The sequence below is a fragment of the Bacillus sp. FSL M7-0307 genome (assembly GCF_038627835.1).
In the GTDB taxonomy this organism is placed as follows: Bacteria; Bacillota; Bacilli; order Bacillales; family Bacillaceae; genus Bacillus; species Bacillus altitudinis.
The window spans coordinates 1,393,978-1,411,449 of sequence record NZ_CP152023.1; the positions used below are offsets into that span (position 1 = coordinate 1,393,978).

At 39.8% G+C, this 17,472-nt stretch carries 21 protein-coding genes; 13 read left to right on the forward strand and 8 right to left on the reverse strand.

Annotated elements, in window-relative coordinates; translation table 11 throughout:
• On the forward strand, positions 1-1,413 hold the full coding sequence (gene lpdA / locus MHI41_RS07105; RefSeq protein ID WP_003211097.1) for a dihydrolipoyl dehydrogenase: 1,413 nt from the start codon (positions 1-3) through the stop codon (positions 1,411-1,413).
• 325 nt (positions 1,414-1,738) lie between these two features.
• Here lpdA and MHI41_RS07110 read toward each other — a convergent pair whose 3' ends face one another.
• A complete protein-coding gene (locus tag MHI41_RS07110) occupies positions 1,739-2,119 on the reverse strand; it encodes a hypothetical protein (RefSeq protein ID WP_223255627.1) in 381 nt (126 codons plus the stop codon).
• A gap of 316 nt (positions 2,120-2,435) precedes the next feature.
• Between MHI41_RS07110 and MHI41_RS07115 the strand changes: the two genes are divergently transcribed.
• Positions 2,436-2,555, forward strand: a complete 120-nt coding sequence (locus MHI41_RS07115; protein ID WP_003212464.1) for a GapA-binding peptide SR1P — start codon at positions 2,436-2,438, stop codon at positions 2,553-2,555.
• Between the two features lie 43 nt (positions 2,556-2,598).
• Here the strand turns inward: MHI41_RS07115 and MHI41_RS07120 are convergent, their stop codons facing one another.
• The gene (locus tag MHI41_RS07120; RefSeq protein ID WP_281215366.1) at positions 2,599-4,071 is read right to left on the reverse strand and encodes an aminotransferase class I/II-fold pyridoxal phosphate-dependent enzyme; all 1,473 of its coding nucleotides are present in this window, start codon (positions 4,069-4,071) and stop codon (positions 2,599-2,601) included.
• Between the two features lie 190 nt (positions 4,072-4,261).
• Between MHI41_RS07120 and MHI41_RS07125 the strand changes: the two genes are divergently transcribed.
• Complete coding sequence (locus tag MHI41_RS07125) at positions 4,262-4,531, forward strand: UPF0223 family protein (protein ID WP_008345089.1); 270 nt, start codon at positions 4,262-4,264, stop codon at positions 4,529-4,531.
• Between the two features lie 31 nt (positions 4,532-4,562).
• Here the strand turns inward: MHI41_RS07125 and MHI41_RS07130 are convergent, their stop codons facing one another.
• Positions 4,563-5,198, reverse strand: coding sequence for a DUF1054 domain-containing protein (locus tag MHI41_RS07130; RefSeq protein WP_035392176.1), 636 nt, complete (start codon positions 5,196-5,198; stop codon positions 4,563-4,565).
• A gap of 287 nt (positions 5,199-5,485) precedes the next feature.
• Between MHI41_RS07130 and MHI41_RS07135 the strand changes: the two genes are divergently transcribed.
• The 6 genes from MHI41_RS07135 to MHI41_RS07160 all read left to right on the forward strand — a co-directional run bounded on the left by MHI41_RS07135 (position 5,486) and on the right by MHI41_RS07160 (position 9,712).
• Positions 5,486-5,674 (forward strand): hypothetical protein, encoded by a 189-nt coding sequence (locus MHI41_RS07135; RefSeq protein WP_008345085.1) that lies wholly within the window; start codon positions 5,486-5,488, stop codon positions 5,672-5,674.
• Positions 5,675-5,807: 133 nt separating this feature from the next.
• Positions 5,808-6,614: an inositol monophosphatase family protein gene (locus MHI41_RS07140; RefSeq protein ID WP_046343457.1), complete on the forward strand. Its 807-nt coding sequence runs from the start codon at positions 5,808-5,810 to the stop codon at positions 6,612-6,614.
• A 183-nt stretch (positions 6,615-6,797) separates the two neighbouring features.
• Entirely contained in the window at positions 6,798-8,651 is a 1,854-nt protein-coding gene (locus MHI41_RS07145) for a hypothetical protein (RefSeq protein WP_342494674.1), read from the forward strand.
• Entirely contained in the window at positions 8,641-8,904 is a 264-nt protein-coding gene (locus MHI41_RS07150; RefSeq protein WP_113747325.1) for a hypothetical protein, read from the forward strand. Before MHI41_RS07145 ends, MHI41_RS07150 begins: the two co-directional genes overlap by 11 nt.
• Complete coding sequence (locus tag MHI41_RS07155; RefSeq protein ID WP_035701060.1) at positions 8,904-9,422, forward strand: sigma-70 family RNA polymerase sigma factor; 519 nt, start codon at positions 8,904-8,906, stop codon at positions 9,420-9,422. The genes MHI41_RS07150 and MHI41_RS07155 overlap by 1 nt, the downstream gene beginning before the upstream one ends.
• Complete coding sequence (locus MHI41_RS07160) at positions 9,419-9,712, forward strand: zf-HC2 domain-containing protein (RefSeq protein ID WP_268449476.1); 294 nt, start codon at positions 9,419-9,421, stop codon at positions 9,710-9,712. The genes MHI41_RS07155 and MHI41_RS07160 overlap by 4 nt, the downstream gene beginning before the upstream one ends.
• A 44-nt stretch (positions 9,713-9,756) precedes the next feature.
• On the opposite strand, the gene MHI41_RS07165 is transcribed toward MHI41_RS07160, so the two are convergent.
• Both MHI41_RS07165 and MHI41_RS07170 read right to left on the reverse strand, forming a co-directional pair.
• Positions 9,757-10,392, reverse strand: coding sequence for a hypothetical protein (locus tag MHI41_RS07165; RefSeq protein WP_017359387.1), 636 nt, complete (start codon positions 10,390-10,392; stop codon positions 9,757-9,759).
• Between the two features lie 273 nt (positions 10,393-10,665).
• Positions 10,666-10,845, reverse strand: coding sequence for a DUF5325 family protein (locus MHI41_RS07170; protein ID WP_008345070.1), 180 nt, complete (start codon positions 10,843-10,845; stop codon positions 10,666-10,668).
• 114 nt (positions 10,846-10,959) lie between these two features.
• Between MHI41_RS07170 and typA the strand changes: the two genes are divergently transcribed.
• Positions 10,960-12,798, forward strand: coding sequence for a translational GTPase TypA (gene typA / locus MHI41_RS07175; protein WP_008345068.1), 1,839 nt, complete (start codon positions 10,960-10,962; stop codon positions 12,796-12,798).
• Positions 12,799-12,852: 54 nt separating this feature from the next.
• Entirely contained in the window at positions 12,853-13,176 is a 324-nt protein-coding gene (locus MHI41_RS07180; protein ID WP_317329102.1) for a YlaH-like family protein, read from the forward strand.
• A 29-nt stretch (positions 13,177-13,205) separates the two neighbouring features.
• Here the strand turns inward: MHI41_RS07180 and MHI41_RS07185 are convergent, their stop codons facing one another.
• The gene (locus MHI41_RS07185; RefSeq protein ID WP_008345063.1) at positions 13,206-13,436 is read right to left on the reverse strand and encodes a YlaI family protein; all 231 of its coding nucleotides are present in this window, start codon (positions 13,434-13,436) and stop codon (positions 13,206-13,208) included.
• A 309-nt stretch (positions 13,437-13,745) separates the two neighbouring features.
• Positions 13,746-14,363 (reverse strand): YhcN/YlaJ family sporulation lipoprotein, encoded by a 618-nt coding sequence (locus tag MHI41_RS07190; RefSeq protein ID WP_017359386.1) that lies wholly within the window; start codon positions 14,361-14,363, stop codon positions 13,746-13,748.
• Between the two features lie 140 nt (positions 14,364-14,503).
• Between MHI41_RS07190 and MHI41_RS07195 the strand changes: the two genes are divergently transcribed.
• Positions 14,504-15,826, forward strand: a complete 1,323-nt coding sequence (locus tag MHI41_RS07195) for a PhoH family protein (RefSeq protein ID WP_025207279.1) — start codon at positions 14,504-14,506, stop codon at positions 15,824-15,826.
• Between the two features lie 15 nt (positions 15,827-15,841).
• Here the strand turns inward: MHI41_RS07195 and MHI41_RS07200 are convergent, their stop codons facing one another.
• Complete coding sequence (locus MHI41_RS07200) at positions 15,842-16,324, reverse strand: peptidyl-prolyl cis-trans isomerase (RefSeq protein WP_342494675.1); 483 nt, start codon at positions 16,322-16,324, stop codon at positions 15,842-15,844.
• A gap of 120 nt (positions 16,325-16,444) precedes the next feature.
• Here MHI41_RS07200 and glsA point away from each other — a divergent pair, with 120 nt between their 5' ends.
• A complete protein-coding gene (gene glsA, locus MHI41_RS07205) occupies positions 16,445-17,374 on the forward strand; it encodes a glutaminase A (protein WP_035392166.1) in 930 nt (309 codons plus the stop codon).
• Positions 17,375-17,472 lie beyond the last annotated feature (98 nt).

Here is a 17,472-nt window from a genome sequence, read left to right on the forward strand (position 1 = left end):
ATGGTAGTAGGAGATTTCCCAATCGAAACAGATACTCTTGTCATCGGTGCAGGTCCTGGTGGATATGTAGCTGCTATTCGTGCTGCACAGCTAGGACAAAAAGTAACAATCGTTGAAAAAGGAACACTTGGCGGCGTATGTCTAAACGTCGGCTGTATCCCTTCAAAAGCATTGATCAATGCTGGACATCGTTTCGAGAATGCAAAGCATTCTGAAGACATGGGTATCAAAGCTGAAAACGTAACAGTTGATTTCACAAAAGTTCAAGAGTGGAAAGCTTCTGTTGTCAACAAATTAACAGGTGGAGTTCAAGGTCTTCTAAAAGGAAATAAAGTAGACATCGTCAAAGGTGAAGCTTATTTCGTAGACAGCAACTCTGTACGTGTCATGGATGAAAATTCAGCGCAGACTTATACATTTAAAAATGCAATTCTTGCAACTGGATCTCGTCCAATCGAATTGCCTACATTTAAATACACAGACCGCGTGATTAACTCAACTGGTGCTTTAGCGCTTAAAGAAGTACCTAAAAAGTTAGTTGTCATCGGTGGTGGATACATCGGTACTGAGCTTGGTACTGCTTATGCGAACTTTGGAACAGAAGTTGTCATCCTTGAAGGTGGAGACGAAATCCTTCCAGGTTTTGAAAAGCAAATGAGCTCATTAGTGAAACGTAACCTGAAGAAAAAAGGAAACGTTGAAATTCACACAAACGCTCTTGCAAAAGGCGTTGAAGAAAAATCTGACGGTGTCACTGTTACTTTCGAAGTAAAAGGTGAAGAAAAAACTGTCGATGCTGACTACGTACTTGTGACTGTTGGTCGTCGTCCAAACACAGATGAGCTTGGTCTTGAGCAAGTTGGTGTTGAATTGACAGACCGCGGAGTTGTCAAAACTGACAAACAATGCCGTACAAGCGTTTCAAACATCTATGCAATTGGTGACATCGTTGATGGACCACCACTTGCACACAAAGCTTCTTACGAAGGTAAAATTGCTGCTGAAGCAATCGCTGGAGAGCCAGCTGAAATTGATTACCTTGGTATTCCTGCTGTTGTATTCTCTGAGCCAGAACTTGCAACTGTTGGATACACTGAAGCAGAAGCAAAAGAAGAAGGAATCGACATCGTTGCAGCGAAATTCCCATTCGCAGCAAACGGACGTGCACTTTCTCTTGATGCAACTGATGGCTTCATGAAAATGATCACTCGTAAAGAGGATGGTCTAGTGATCGGTGCACAAATCGCAGGTGTTGGTGCTTCTGATATGATTTCAGAGCTTAGCCTTGCAATTGAAGCTGGTGTGACGGCTGAAGATATCGCAATGACAATTCACGCTCACCCAACTTTAGGTGAAATCACAATGGAAACGGCTGAAGTAGCAATCGGAAGCCCAATCCATATCGTAAAATAATGAACGTTGAAACCCTCTCCACACGGAGAGGGTATCAGATTGTTGACAAAGGGCTAAAATGAACTTGATTTTAGCCCTTTGTCTTCTTTTCAGCGTGATAGAAAATCTTTGCAGTCTAGGAAGGACGAGTACTGGCGCGGAGCGAATTTGACATTCGTGAGCACCAGCACGCAGGACTGACAAAGAATGCGAGGGTTTGTCTACCGCTGAAGCCCTCTCCACACGGAGAGGGGTTTTTTATGTATGTGAAACGTCGCTGAAAAAGAAAAACCCTCATGAGATGAGGGCTTTTTTCATATGGATATATAAGTGCAAAGTCGAACCGTTAATTTGTATTCACTCGATCTAATGCTTGGCATATGGGTGATAAGATATCCTCTTTACTTCGGACATTACCTTCCACCTTCACAATGACTTTTTCATTATTGACAAGTAAAATAGCCGGCAGTTCGTCTACTTCATTTTTCCAGCCTTTACGATCTTCTTTGACAATCATCTTGGACATTTCCTTCGGATATTCATTTTTTAAATCGAGCACTGCGTCATAATAAGGACTTTCTTTATCAAGATTTTCTGCATCAGTAAAAAAGAGAATTCTCGGCTTTTGAATATGACTGACCTGGTCTGTCTGATTCGGTATGATATACGCAAATGAGCATGAACTAAGTACAAAGAGCATAGGGAATATAATGAGAAGGGTCCTCATAAAATTCAATCTATTCACCTCAAAATCCTTTGGGGTTGTACCAACATTTTTAGGAGCTAGTTCCCTGTTAGTCACTCTAGTGTATCACGTCCTTTTTGACAATTTTCGATTGTTACTCAATTGTTACAGAATTGATATGAAGCAAAATACATTTGAAACGTTTCCTCAATATGATGAGAAAAAAGCATATATTTATAAAAAATAATTAAATGTGTCATACAATTAACCGTTGACAACTTAAATGTGACATCATATTATAGAGGTATGAAATAGATTAAACGCTTTCAAACTTTGAGTAAAGAAAAGGGGAATGTACGTGGGTACAATTATTTGTCAAGATTGCAATGAAACCATTGATCAATTTGAAAATGAAAAAGTGACAACACTTTATGGAACATGTGGTCACTGTCATTGCTGTGATGAAGCCTCTGAATAAATAAAAAAGCATGCAGCTCCAATTGGGGCTGCATGTTTCTTTTTTATAAAATGGCTTTTTGTTCTTTAATGACACGAATCATATCTAGTGTGGAATCTTCTGGTCCTTGAACAGGAAGACCGATTTCGATATTTTTAAAGATATAGGAGATATTTTCTTCTGTGATGATTTCACCTGGTATAAAAATAGGAATACCAGGCGGATAAACCATGACAAATTCTGCAATGATACGGCCAGCCGCTTCTCTAAATGGAATGACTTCCGTTGTTGCGTAAAAAGCGTCACGCGGCGTCATCGCAAGCGAAGGGATCTCAGGCAGTAACACTTCTGTCACGGCTTGTTTGCCGCCTTGACGTGCAGAGGTGGCCGCAATTTCCTTCATAGCCGTTACAAGCGTATCAATCGTCTCATCACAATCGCCAGGCGTCACGATACATAAAATGTTGTATAGGTCAGAGAGCTCTACTTCAATTCGGTAGCTTTCTCTCAGCCATTTCTCCACATCATGGCCATTCAGTCCAAGGTCTTTAATGGAGATGATTAATTTTGTTGGGTCATAATCGTAAGTAGAAGGTGAACCGAGAATTTCTTGACCAATACAAGTAATACCTTCAATTTCGTTTAAACGAGTTCTTGCTGATTCAGCTAATCGAATGGCTTCATCTGCAAGTGCCTTTCCTTCAGTCGCTAATCGCTTTCTAGCGACATCCAGGGAGGCTAAAAGCAAATAAGAAGTAGACGTAGTTGTCAGCATGCTTAAAATAGATTGTACTCGATCCTTTGAAACAAGCCCTTCTTTTATATTTAAAATCGAGCTTTGGGTGAGAGAGCCGCCAAGTTTATGCACACTTGTTGCTGCCATATCAGCTCCCGCCTGCATCGCAGACAATGGAAGCTCATCGTGAAAATGAATATGCACACCATGTGCCTCATCTACAAGAACAGGTACGTCATACGAATGAGCAATCTCTACAATGGTTTTTAAATCAGCTGAAATGCCAAAATACGTTGGGTTAATCACAAGCAGCCCTTTCGCATCTGGGTGTTTAGTCAGCGCTTTTTTAGCTGACTCTGGCGTGATGCCATGAGAGATGCCAAGCTCTTTGTCAATTTCCGGGTGAATAAAAACAGGTACTGCACCAGAAAATACAATAGCAGACATAATCGACTTATGGACATTACGTGGAACAATAATTTTGTCTCCAGGGCCACAGACGGTCATCACCATTGTCATGATCGCGCCGCTTGTTCCTTGTATAGAGAAAAACGTATGGTCGGCACCAAATGCTTCTGCTGCAAGCTCCTGTGCTTCTTTGATCATTCCTCGAGGCGAATGTAAATCATCAAGAGGTTCTATATTAATAAGGTCAATGCTTAATGCATTGTCTCCAATGAATGCTCTAAATTCAGGGTCCATTCCGGCTCCTTTTTTATGGCCTGGAATGTGAAATTGGACTGGATTAGTTGAAGCGTGTTTTTTTAGTCCAGTGTATAAGGGTGTATCATGTTGTGACAATTGCTTTCCCACCTTCATCGAAATACCTGCTATTATTATCCCAATAACAGCAGATTTCATTGCATAAAACAAAAGAATTATATTATGAACTGATCGGAATGTAAAGCATAAAATCAATCGGATTCTGATCAAACAGATGCTATAATAAAAGTTCAAATAAGAAATGTGGATTAAAGTGAGGGACAAGTAAATGGAATATCAATATCCAATGGACGTCGACTGGACAACTGAAGAAAAGATGGCGGTCATTTCATTTTTTCAAGCCGTTGAAAAAGCCTATGAAACAGGAATTGCGAAACAAGCGTTACTAGAGGCTTATAAACGATTTAAAGAAGTTGTACCATCAAAAGCAGAAGAAAAGACGCATTGTGCGGCGTTTGAAAAGGGAAGTGGGTATTCCCCTTATCGCACAGTAAAAAGTGCAAGAGAGGCTGAAGAAACAGCTATGATACGGATGTAAAAAACGAGCCTATCTATATAGGCTCGTTTTTTTATACAGATTCTTTTTGTGTAAAGCGGTATAGATAAGTTACTGTGCGGAAGGCATCTTCAATTTTTGATAAGAATTCTTCATTATTCATTTGAACAACTTCTTCTCTAGGAAGCTGGATGCCGCAAAGGAGTTCGGCCTTTTTGACTGTTTGAACACGTTCAAATAGTGTTCTCAGCTGTTCAGCATCAAGTTCGCTGTGGCGGAGGACGTCCGGTTTCATATGATCCTTAGACCAAACAAAGTCTTGCGGTATTTTCTTTTGGATCGTGTCCAGCTCTTTTTCAAATAATTGCCCATATTCACCTTTTACTGGAGATTCATAAATGAGCGCAAACCATACAAATACATGAGTTTTCCAAAGCCCAATTTGAAAATGAGGGAGCTTTTTATACCCACGCTTACTGTTAGCGAAAGCCACCCAAGTGTCATTTGGCGGGTTGACTGATCTTCTTGCATGTTTTGCCACGTGGACAAACATTTCGTCTCCTGTAATAGAAGAAAGAAGCGGTGCAAAATGTTCACCAAGTGCTTCAAGCTTTGGACGGACTCTCTCTTTTAATACGGCCATACGTTCATCTAAACCGTCTACTGTGAATGTTTCAAAATCTTCATCTCTAAAACGCATTTCACTCATGTTATGCCTCCTGTATCTTTTCGCTGATCATATTTTATCATAGCTTGGGTCAAGCTCAAAAAAAGATGCACTTTAAAGAGAAAGATAGCAGGGATCTTGGTTCGGCGTTTAAAAACATCGATTTTGTGGTACATAACAAATAGGTAAAAACACAATTTTCAGAATGTCGTTGCGGTTATGCGATCGCTTCATACGATATAAGCAAGAACCATTTCTCTTATCGATTGTATTTTTTATCAATGAAAACTGACAAGGAATGAATCATTCTCTGGAAGGGGCGTTGACCAATGAAGCAAATCGTGAAGCATGGGTATAGACAAGAGAAGAAGAATCGCATCGCTGTGTGGAGATTAGAGGTTGATTATGAGCTTTCTACGCTTCATGAAGCCATCGAGCAAAAAGATGATATCCAAGTAGAACGCAGCAAACGAAAGCTTGAGCGCCTAAGAAAAGAATGGGAGCAGCTTCAAGGGTAAAACAAGGTGAGGTAAAAACGAACCAATTCATCGGTTCGTTTTTGTATGAAGCTGCTTTTTTCTTGCTTTTACGTACATAATATCAGTATGCTAATACAAATAGGTACTACATAGAAAAGAGGTTTACAGTCCGATGACAAACTGGGTGGAAATTGACCGACTTGCAAAGCTTTGGGTAAAAGAAGCGGGTAGCCGCATTAAAGAATCCATGCAGGAAGGTCTATCAATTGAAACAAAATCAAATCCAAATGATCTTGTCACAAACATCGATAAAGAAACAGAACGTTTCTTCATTGAAAAGATACAGTCGACATTTTCAGATCATCATATTTTAGGAGAAGAGGGCCAAGGGGAAGAAGTGACCTCTCTTGACGGGATAGTATGGATCATTGATCCAATTGATGGCACCATGAACTTTGTCCATCAAAAACGAAATTTTGCCATTTCAATTGGGATATTTGAACATGGTGTGGGGAAAATCGGTCTTATTTATGACGTCATCCATGACGAGCTCTATCATGCAGTCAAAGGAGAAGGGGCGTATATGAACGATACCTTACTCCCGCCTTTAAAAGATGTCGCCATTGAAAAAGCCATTGTCGGCATTAACCCAACATGGGCGATTGAAAGCCCCCATTTTGACGCTAAGCCGTTTGCCCGTCTCGTACGCGATGTGAGAGGAACAAGAACGATTGGATCAGCTGCACTTGAACTGGCTTATATTGCAAGCGGAAGAAGCGACGCATATGTCACGTTAAGGCTAGCGCCATGGGATTATGCTGCTGGATGTGTGTTGCTTGATGAGGTAGGCGCTGTTTACTCGAATATTCACGGAGAACGCTTAACGTTTCTAGAGAAAAATAGCATTGTTGCCGGAAATCGATCCGTCTGTGAGAAAATCTTGCATGATTACATAAAAGGAAGCGGAAATAAAAAATAAACAACATCACTTCATGAGAATGAAGTGATTTTTTGTTTTTCCTGAAACTTTTTGGTAAGGCAGATGTCTAAACGAATGAGGCCTTAATTTGATGTAAAGGATTGTGTAGCAATGTTTGATTTGTTTAGTGATTTATCCCTCCATTTTGAAAGGTTTTTTATTTTAAATGAGTACAGTATCCACATGATTCAATGGTGTGTGCTTGGACTATTTGTCCTTTTCATTACACTTCCCATATGGAAAGAAAAGAAGAGTAGTTATGTATTTTATGCTGGAATCGTATTAAGAGTAGTTCTGCTAGGGAGTATGACACTTGAGATGATCCACCAAGTGCTAGCTAGACAGTATACGATCGAAACATTTGAAGTGCTGACAGATTTCATGCAATTTCTCATCTATGGATATGTCTTACTTGCATCACTTTTCTATGTGATTTCTCTTCCTTATTTAAAAAATAAGGGCATGTTTTTTGCATTTGATTTATCTGTGTTACTTCTGCCTTTATGTCAAACGGTATTTATTGTGTTAGTTGAAAGCAAAAAGTTCTTTCTCAGCGGTGATACGGAGCTGATATGGAGAGATTTGATCATCATTTTGCTTATGATTGGCTTTGCCGCTTTGATACTTCACCTATTCTTTCGTTTGTTTTGGCATCAGAAGTGGAAAGAATTGCTGTTTTTCTATGGCCTGATTTTCGCTGCGCTGCTGTATATTTTTTATCCTGCTATCTCGAAGTATGAGCTACAATCTTCGTTTAAATCCATTGTGATTTTAGTAGCGGCCGCAGGAAGCTTTATGACATTACATTTGTTATGTGCGTTACTACAAAACAAGGTGAAGTTGAGACAGTGGGGTGCTTGGGGAATTGTCGTCTTTTTTACGCTAATGCTGAACCCGATCCTAAATCTCCCACATATCATGTTTCAATTTACTAAAACGGAACTAACAGATACTTTCTCAGAAGAATATCGCCCTTTATCTGAAGCAAGTGCAAAAGCATTCGCTTCAAAGTTTGTACCAGCGGACACTTCATTATATTCAACGACTATTAAGCAGCCGATCTCTTATAACTATGTGTTTGCAGCCGATCAGTATGAAGTGAATGTTTCTGCGTTTACAGGTGAATTAAACAGCTATTTTTATCATGGTCGCGCAAAGGGTCAGCATTTGACCGATAAAGAATATAGGGAAAAAACCATTGAATTTTTTGAAAGAAGCGGCCGATCCGTTGATCTAGACCGCATTCATATCGTCGTCGAAAAAGAAGACGGGGAGACAAGCGTTCTTCTTTTGCCAAAAATGTCTCAGAATAAAGATGAGAGCTTAGCGTTTGCCACCTGGAAAAAAGAGACGCTTCGACAAGCGCAATATGGGAACGCCATCTTTCAATTGAAGGATGTAGACGGGATCAATTTAACAAACAAAGAAATGAAAACGAAAATTAATCGTATTTATAAAAAGCTAAATTTACAGCCAACAGATTATCAGATTACAGACGTTGATGGCTTTTATTTTCAGTGGCAGCATGAAGTGGAGGTAAAGACAGCCGATCAATCTACATTTGTGTTTAATGGTTCAACGAAAGAATTGCTGAAAATACAGCTATCAAAAGCGATTCTTCAACAGAAAAAAGGAAATATCAGTGACGAAGATTTGTTGGAAATGATAGGGAAACAGTCAAAAGACGTGAAGACAGAAACAGGATCTCGTGAACACAAACAATATACTTTTAACGGGTCATCCCATTTACTTCATGTGACGAGAGATGCCGATGGAATTGCGTTGAATTGGCAATCAGACTCTTCTTTACCGCATACGGTATCGAATCAAGAACGTGATGAAGTCTATCAGCAAGTCCTCAAAAAGTATGAACCTTATGCCATCTATAAAAAACAAATCAAGCCGGTGAGAATGATCGACAAAGATGGGAAAATGAGCATTTCGTGGTTTGTGATCATTCAAACTTTCGGATCGAATGAGCGGAAAATATATGAAGTAAATGGACGAACAAAAGAGGTGCAACGTTTTGACAGATAAAGAAAAACAAGCCATCTTTCAAGACTTATATGAATTGTATCAGGAAGGGGAGCTTGGAGAAGAGGCTTCTAACTGGATGAAGGCGCATGAAAAGCAGTTTCAGCATTCTTTTAAGGGAAACGAGTTTGCTCCTGCTCACACTGAGGATCAGAGCGATTATCTCGAATTAAAACGCATGAAGTGGTTTATTTCTTCGTTATACTTCTTTTTTATCGTATTATCAATTTGGATGACTGTGTGGTTTTATTTTTGATGTCTAGACCGACCAATCAAATTGAAAAAATATATGAAGAATATTTTCAGGAAATCACCAAATATTTATATCGCAGAACGGGAAATGTCGAAACAGCCAAGGACCTTGCGCAGGATGTATTTATCAAGGCACTGCATGGATTATCCTCTTTTAAAGGACATTCAAGCATTAAAACATGGCTTTACACCATTGCTTATCATACGTTTGTCAACGACTATCGCCGAAAAGTAAAACGAACTTTTACGGATGTAGAAAAAGCTGATTTTTTAGAGCAGCAGATATTCATGACACCTGAAGACCATTTAGAAACTCAAGCTGATATTCAAAGGCTGTGGAGCCAGATCAATCAATTGAAGGATTCTTACCGAGAAGTCCTCATTTTAAGAGATATTCAGGAATTATCGTATGAAGAAGTAGCGGAAATTTTGAATTGGACCTTATCTAAAGTAAAGACAACCCTTCATCGAGCTAGATTAGAGCTGAAACGAAAGCTACATTGTGAGGAGTTCAACAAATGAGCTGTTATTTGATTGAAGAACTATTACCACTTTATATAGAAGGGGACACGAGTGAAGAAACAAATCAATTAGTGGATGAGCATTTACGTTCATGCAAAAAATGCCGTTATCTATATGAAGAAATGAAAGAACCAGTCTCTATTGCAAAGTCAACAGATTTCATACCGTTTATAGATGAAAAAGAAGAAAAAAGAAAGTTTGAAAAGCGCTACTATGGAAAACTGTTATTACGGGCAAGTATCGTTTTTAGTATCGTCTATCTCATCATGCTCTTGATCTATTGGATATAAGAAAGAACCCCCATCTGGATGAACCGGATGGGGGTTTTTTGAGCTTAGTTCAATTTTTCTTTAGCAATTTGAACTGCATCATAGAACGTTTTTAATTGCTCTTGAGGAATTTTCTTAAGCAATTGGTTGAAAACAAGTAATTCAGTAGAGCTGAATCCAAGACCTTTAGCGATTTTAGAATCAATTACAACGTTTCCTTTTTTGTCTAGAACAAGTGCATCACCAGCAAGATCAGCAATTCTGATCACTGATTTGAAAAGCTTTTCGAATTTAGTTGCTTCTTCTTTAGTAAGACCAAGTTCAACAGCTTTTTCTGCATCAAAAACTAATTTTCCTTTTTCGTTTTTAGTGATGCTTTCACTGAAAACGATTGTAAGAACAGCTGCGCGATCTAAGAATTTCTCAGCAGTCGCCGCTTCTTCTTCAGTAAGACCGAGCTCAACAGCTTTTTTCACATCAAATGTGTAGTTGTTGTCTTCCTCAACAAATGAATTGATGAGAATGCTGATAACACGCTCGTTTTTCTCCAATAAATCTTTAATAATTTGTTGCTGCTCAAAAGGAATCCCTTTGAAAGTTGCAGCACTTGCTTGCCCAGGAGCTACTGTTGTGAAAGTAAAAATGATAGCTAAAGCGAAAAATACAACAGAGCTGAGCGATTTGCTCAAAAACTTCTTCATGCTTCTTTTCTCTCCCTTTTCTGTTAAATTTTGTTGCAAGAACAGCATACCATGAGAAACTTTGTGGAAGAATAGGAAAAATGTAACTTTGTGTTTGTTTTTGGAGAACTATAAAAGTTCTTGTCGAAAAATGGAAGAGTTCAGATTGCTTATATTTGCCAACTCTATATGAAGTTTTTAGTTGAATCACTAGGGTTACATAGGTGGTTAGTCTTGTTTTTACCCAAAATAAAAGCCTTCTACATGTAAAATGTAAAAGGCTTTTCATAAATTTTATGATTGTACGTTTAATTTTCGTTTTAATGTAAATCCTGTACCCATGAAAATCATGGCGAACACAATACTTAAGCATGTTCCCAGTATGCTTTTTTCTGCAACAGACACTCCAATAAACGCCATACTGACGACGGCAAGTAATGCACATAATAATAGAAGCCATTTGATTTGTTTCATTTGTCTCCATCCCTTTTTTTTAGAGTTAATATAAGTTTACAGAAAAACGATCGGCATTTAAAGGGGATTGTGATATAATATGAAAGTTATCTAATTATTTTAGGAGATGAAAATGTGAAACTTCGAAAAGACCTTCGCAACATCGCAATTATTGCCCACGTTGACCATGGTAAAACGACGCTTGTTGACCAATTGCTCCATCAAGCTGGTACTTTCCGTGCGAATGAAAATATCGCTGAGAGAGCCATGGATTCAAATGATTTAGAGCGAGAGCGCGGTATTACGATCTTAGCTAAAAATACTGCGATCCATTATAAAGATACACGCATTAATATTTTAGATACACCAGGACACGCCGATTTCGGTGGTGAAGTTGAGCGTATCATGAAAATGGTAGATGGTGTACTTCTCGTTGTGGATGCATATGAAGGTTGTATGCCTCAAACACGATTCGTGCTAAAAAAAGCACTTGAGCAAAACTTAACACCAATTGTTGTTGTCAATAAAATTGACCGTGACTTTGCTCGTCCAGCTGAAGTAGTCGATGAAGTCATTGACTTGTTCATTGAATTGGATGCAACAGAAGAACAGCTTGAATTCCCAGTTGTATATGCATCAGCAATCAATGGTACAGCAAGTAACGATGCTAGTAAGCAAGATGAAAATATGGAATCGTTGTTTGAAGCGATTGTCAATCATATCCCATGCCCAGTCGACAACCATGAAGAGCCGCTTCAATTCCAAGTGGCGCTACTTGATTACAATGATTATGTTGGAAGAATTGGAATTGGCCGTGTATTTAGAGGAACGATGCAAGTAGGACAGCAAGTTGCTCTAATGAAAGTGGATGGCAGTGTAAAACAATTCCGCGTGACAAAGATTTTTGGTTTCCAAGGGTTAAAACGAGTGGAAATCAATGAAGCGAAAGCTGGAGATCTTGTCGCAGTATCTGGTATGGAAGACATCAACGTAGGAGAAACAGTCTGCCCGGTAGAACACCAAGAGGCTTTGCCGATCCTTCGTATTGATGAGCCGACACTTCAAATGACATTTGTTGTGAATAATAGCCCATTTGCAGGCCGTGAAGGAAAGTACGTGACATCACGTAAAATTGAAGAGCGTTTAGAACAGCAGCTTCAAACAGACGTAAGTCTTCGTGTAGATCCAACGGATTCACCGGATGCTTGGGTCGTATCAGGACGCGGTGAGCTTCACTTATCAATTCTGATTGAGAATATGAGACGTGAAGGATTTGAACTGCAAGTATCGAAGCCAGAAGTTATTGTAAAAGAAGTAGATGGTGTTCGATGTGAGCCTGTAGAGCGTGTTCAAATTGATGTACCTGAAGAGCATACTGGCTCTGTTATGGAATCAATGGGTGCAAGAAAAGGTGAAATGATTGACATGATCAATAATGGTAACGGTCAAGTTCGCCTGATCTTTACAGTTCCATCACGTGGTTTAATCGGATATACAACTGAATTTCTTTCATTAACTCGTGGTTTTGGTATTTTGAACCATACATTTGACAGCTACCAGCCGATGCAGTCTGGTCAAGTTGGCGGACGCCGTCAAGGTGTACTTGTTTCAATGGAAACAGGTAAAGCAACTGCTTACGGAATCCAAGGCGTTGAAGAGCGCGGTGTGATTTTCGTTGAGCCGGGTGTTGAAGTATACCAAGGAATGATTGTTGGTGAGCATAACCGTGAAAACGATCTTGTTGTCAACGTGAGCCGTATGAAACAACAAACAAACGTACGTTCAGCGACAAAAGATCAAACGGTTAGTATGAAGAAACCACGTATTATGTCACTTGAGGAATCTCTTGAGTACTTAAATGAAGACGAATACTGTGAGGTTACACCGGAATCGATCCGTTTAAGAAAGAAAATTTTAGATAAAAACGAACGTGAGAAAGCTGCGAAGAAGAAAAAGCTAGCAGGATTATCTTAATTCCATGAAGAATTAAAAAGATAGAACCCTGAAAGGTAAGGGGAGGGAATCTTTTTGAATGATCAGGAAGTAAGTGAGAATCTATCCTTTTTCGCGATGCTGTTTCGTGTCGATGAAAATCCGCAAACAGGGATGTGGCTCCTATATGGCACCATCCTTGTTTTAGCGATTATTGTTTTTAAACTCGGCTTTGCTAGACGTTTGCCGATTTTAAAAGCAATTGTCATTTATTTGTTTTTGATTTTTGGCTGCACGTTTCTCACATTTCTAGGAATCTTCTTGCCAGTAGCAGAAGGCCTGGTTGTGGCAGCTGTCATTTTGATTATTTATAAAATACGGCTGCATCGTGCGAAAAAAGAAGGAACAGTGAGTACGTAAAAAAGACCTGAACGTGTGTCAGGTCTTTTTTATGTCTTCTGTTCTTTTTTTCCTTTTTTCTTCTTTTTCTCTTTCGTCGCAGGATCTTGATAAAGAGAGAATCTGCCAGTTTTGATGCGTGCCTCTGTCTTTACTTTAATTCTTTCTTGGCAGTCATCGCACATATATGTATGAATCGGTCGATTTCTTAACCGTTTAGCAACAAGTGTATCATCATTAATGGTTTCAAGCTTTTCACATAATGAGCACTTCACTCTCATCATTTTCACCTCACTTTGGTCATGCCTTCATTATAGCATGTTTTTTGAGCCACTTAAAATTAGCATAAAAAAGGCTTATATCACAAGAGATATAAGCCGCAGCGTGTAGACAAACCCTCGCATTCGGTGTCAGTCCTGCGCTTCGGTGCTCACGAATGTCAAATTCGCTCCGCGCCGATGCTCGTCCTTCCTAGGGCTGCAAAGGTTTTCTATCACGCTGAAAAGAAGACAAAGAGCCAAAATAAAGTTCATTTTAGCCCTTTGTCAACAATCTGAGGCTTATATCACAAGAGATATAAGCCGTTCTCATTATTTCTTCTGATTCATATGATGGTTTGATTGATCGTTTTGGTTTTTTTCTAATTGCTTTTGATCTTGTTGTTTGAGCTGATGATTCGGATCATTCGTCGGATCTGTTTCGTTACGGTCGATTTCATTTCGAGGCATTTCTGGCATAACACGGCCCACAATGGCTGCTAGTTCATCCATAATTCCGCTTACTGGTCTGCCAGCTTGAATTTCTTTGCCCATTTCCTTTAAACGGCTCACTGTATCTGGATCAGCGACGACAACAGCATTCGCACCTTCTGGATCATTTTTCAGTGCTTTGGCGACTGAATATTTAATGGTTTCAACTTTGCTTCTATCTAAATCATCTTTTACATCAATGCCGACGACAGCATACTTGCCGATGACGATCGCTGTTGCGTCATTTACATCTGCTACATGCTCAGTCACATTCACTAGGTGCTGCGCCACATCTGTAGCTGGGCGGGCTTTGTCAGTGTTTTTCTTGGATGAGTCTGATACTCTTACTAAATGCTTGTTTCCGTCTTGATGTTCTTGTGCCAAAGGCTTCTCTTGATGCTGGCAAGCGCCTAATAAAAGAATGGTTTGAACCATGAATAACGTCAAAAATAGTCGCATGTGTATTCCCTCCTTCACAAACTGCATGATTTATTTTATTGTTGAATTAACCTTCTAACTTTATTCATGAAAACATATATTTTAACAATCGTTTTTGGAAAGACAAGGATGAATGAAACCCCGATCAGGAGGCGAAGGACCTGAGTAAAATTTATGTATTAGACACAAATGTGTTATTACAGGATCCGAATTCAATCTTTTCATTTGAAGACAACGAGGTCGTGATTCCGGCCGTAGTGTTAGAAGAAGTTGACTCGAAAAAAAGATATATGGACGAGGTTGGGCAAAATGCACGACGTGTCTCACGTTTAATCGACGGCTTGAGATCGAAAGGCAAACTGCATGAAAAAATTACGCTGGAGTCAAAAGGAACACTTCGTATTGAGCTGAATCATCGCTCTTTCCATGAACTTCAAGAAATTTTCATCGAAAAAACAAACGATAACCGGATTTTGGCTGTTGCCAAGAATTTGAGCTTAGAGGAAGAAACAAAACCGGATGGCCGGCCTGTCATTTTGGTCAGCAAAGATGTCCTAGTGCGAGTAAAGGCGGATGCCATTGGTCTGCAAGCAGAGGATTTCTTAAGCGATCGTGTGCTGCAAAATGAAGACATTGATAACGGCTATCATGAGCTCTATATTCCGACTGAGCAGCTGAATACATTTTATAAGCAAAATCAGTTACCAATAAAAGACGTCACCCAAACGCCATTAAACCCTCATCAATTTGTTATTATGAAGGGAAATGAGGGTGGTTCTGCTTTGGGGATGCTTGATCAAAAAGCAGAGCATGTGAAACGGCTTATTTATGACCAAGAACATATTTGGGGAATTCGCCCAAAAAATGTCCAGCAAACGATGGCGCTTGAGTTACTTTTACGCCGCGATATTCCGCTTGTGACACTTATCGGAAAAGCGGGAACAGGAAAGACACTGCTTGCACTTGCTGCTGGATTAATGCAGACAGAGGACCTCGGCATGTTTAAAAAGCTCATCGTGGCCCGCTCTATTGTTCCTGTTGGTAAGGACTTAGGGTATTTGCCAGGCGAAAAAGAAGAGAAGCTCAGACCGTGGATGCAGCCGATCTATGACAACCTAGAATTTTTATTTAACACAAAAAAACCTGGTGAACTCGATGCGATACTAGCGGGCATCGGTTCAATTCAAGTGGAAGCTTTAACGTATATTCGCGGGAGAAGTATCCCTGATCAATTTATCATTATCGATGAGGCGCAAAATTTAACAAAACACGAAGTAAAAACATTATTAACGCGGGTTGGTGAGGGAAGTAAAATTGTGCTGATGGGAGACCCAGAGCAGATTGATCACCCTTATTTAGACAGCTTAAATAATGGGCTCACATATGTCATTGAGCGTTTCAAAGGGCAACAAATATCTGGACATGTCAAGCTTGTCAAAGGAGAAAGGTCTGGACTTGCACAGCTTGCAGCTGATTTATTATAGTCCAGACCCGTCATCTTATGTAATGATTAACTCTTTGACGCCTTTAATCGGCTGAGTGATGTTGGACTGATCCTCGAAATAAACGTGGATTGGTCCTTCTTCTGTTATAGGCTTTCCATTTTGGCTGAAATGGGCAATGCTATCCATCGCCTTAGAGAGCGGAACAGCAATTGATTCTGTTTCTGTGACAAATTCACACGTCTCCGCTTGTTCGAGCGGTTCTGCATTTTTTATCATGTCGCCAAGTTTCATCCCGAAGCTGCCTGTGACAAGTCTTTCTTTTTCGTACTTTTTCTCTGTTTTTAATGTGGGTGGAAGTGTTTGACCTTCTCTTATGACCCGCTCTTGATCGAGTTCCTGATCTAGCTGCTGCTCTTCGTTTGCTGCACTTTTCTCAAAAAATGAATCCATTAAAAATTTACGGTCATCAAAAATCCATACACTCGGATCAATGGTGATCTTGTATTGTACGTTCCCCTTGATTTGAATAATGCTCATGTTCAAGACAACCCCTTTCCAACATAAATTATAGAAGTTTTCGCCCGCTTTGTCACTTTCATAAACATGCACCTCCTTGTACAAACTACGATTAGACGAAAAACAGGGAGGATTTTGGGCATGGCATGTCGTGACAATGAAGAGCTTCAGCGATTTGTAGAAGAGGCAAAAAAGGTGGCCAAAAATGGAAAGGTAGCATCCTATATTCCGGCACTCGGTAAAGCGGATCAATCGGATTTATCTGTCGCTGTTTATCATGTGAGTAATACGTGCCACTCAGCAGGAAATGTTGATAAACGATTCACCCTGCAAAGTATTTCAAAAGTATTAGCACTGGCGCTCGTGCTCTCAGAAGAAGGACCGAAAAAAGTGTTTCAATATGTTGGACAAGAACCGACTGGCGACCCGTTTAATTCGATGATTAAACTAGAGACAGCAAGCCCAAATAAGCCGCTGAACCCAATGATTAATGCAGGAGCGCTTGCCGTTACAAGTTTAATAAGAGGGGCAACGCCGCAAGATCAGCTGAACCGATTGCTTGGTTTTATTAGAGAGCTTGCCAATGACACCACCATTACATATTGCAAAGAAACCGCTGCATCCGAATTTGAAACATCAATGATTAACCGCGCAATGTGCTATTATATGAAGCAATATCATATCATTAAAGGGAATGTAGAAGAGGTGATGGATGTCTATACGAAGCAGTGCGCCGTCATGATGAATAGCCTGGATTTGGCGAAGATCGCGTGTGTTTTTTCATTAGATGGCAGGCATCCAGAGACAGGAAAGCAAATCCTTTCGAAAGATGTTGCTAGAATTTGTAAAACGTTTATGGTCACATGCGGTATGTACAATGCGAGCGGGGAATTTGCGATCAATATCGGAATCCCTGCTAAAAGTGGTGTTTCAGGCGGAATTATGGGGGCGGCGCCATACGACTTTGGGATAGGTATATTCGGGCCTGCTTTGGATGAAAAAGGGAATAGTATTGCGGGTATTAAGCTGCTTGAGCTCATGAGTGAAAAATATGAGATGAGTATCTTTTAATGACGAATGGCTTCTTTTTATTTTTACAGAGCGAACTGTACAAATCTGCTTGCAATTTTGGGCGTTTCGCTTTATGATAAATAGAAGAATTAGGTACT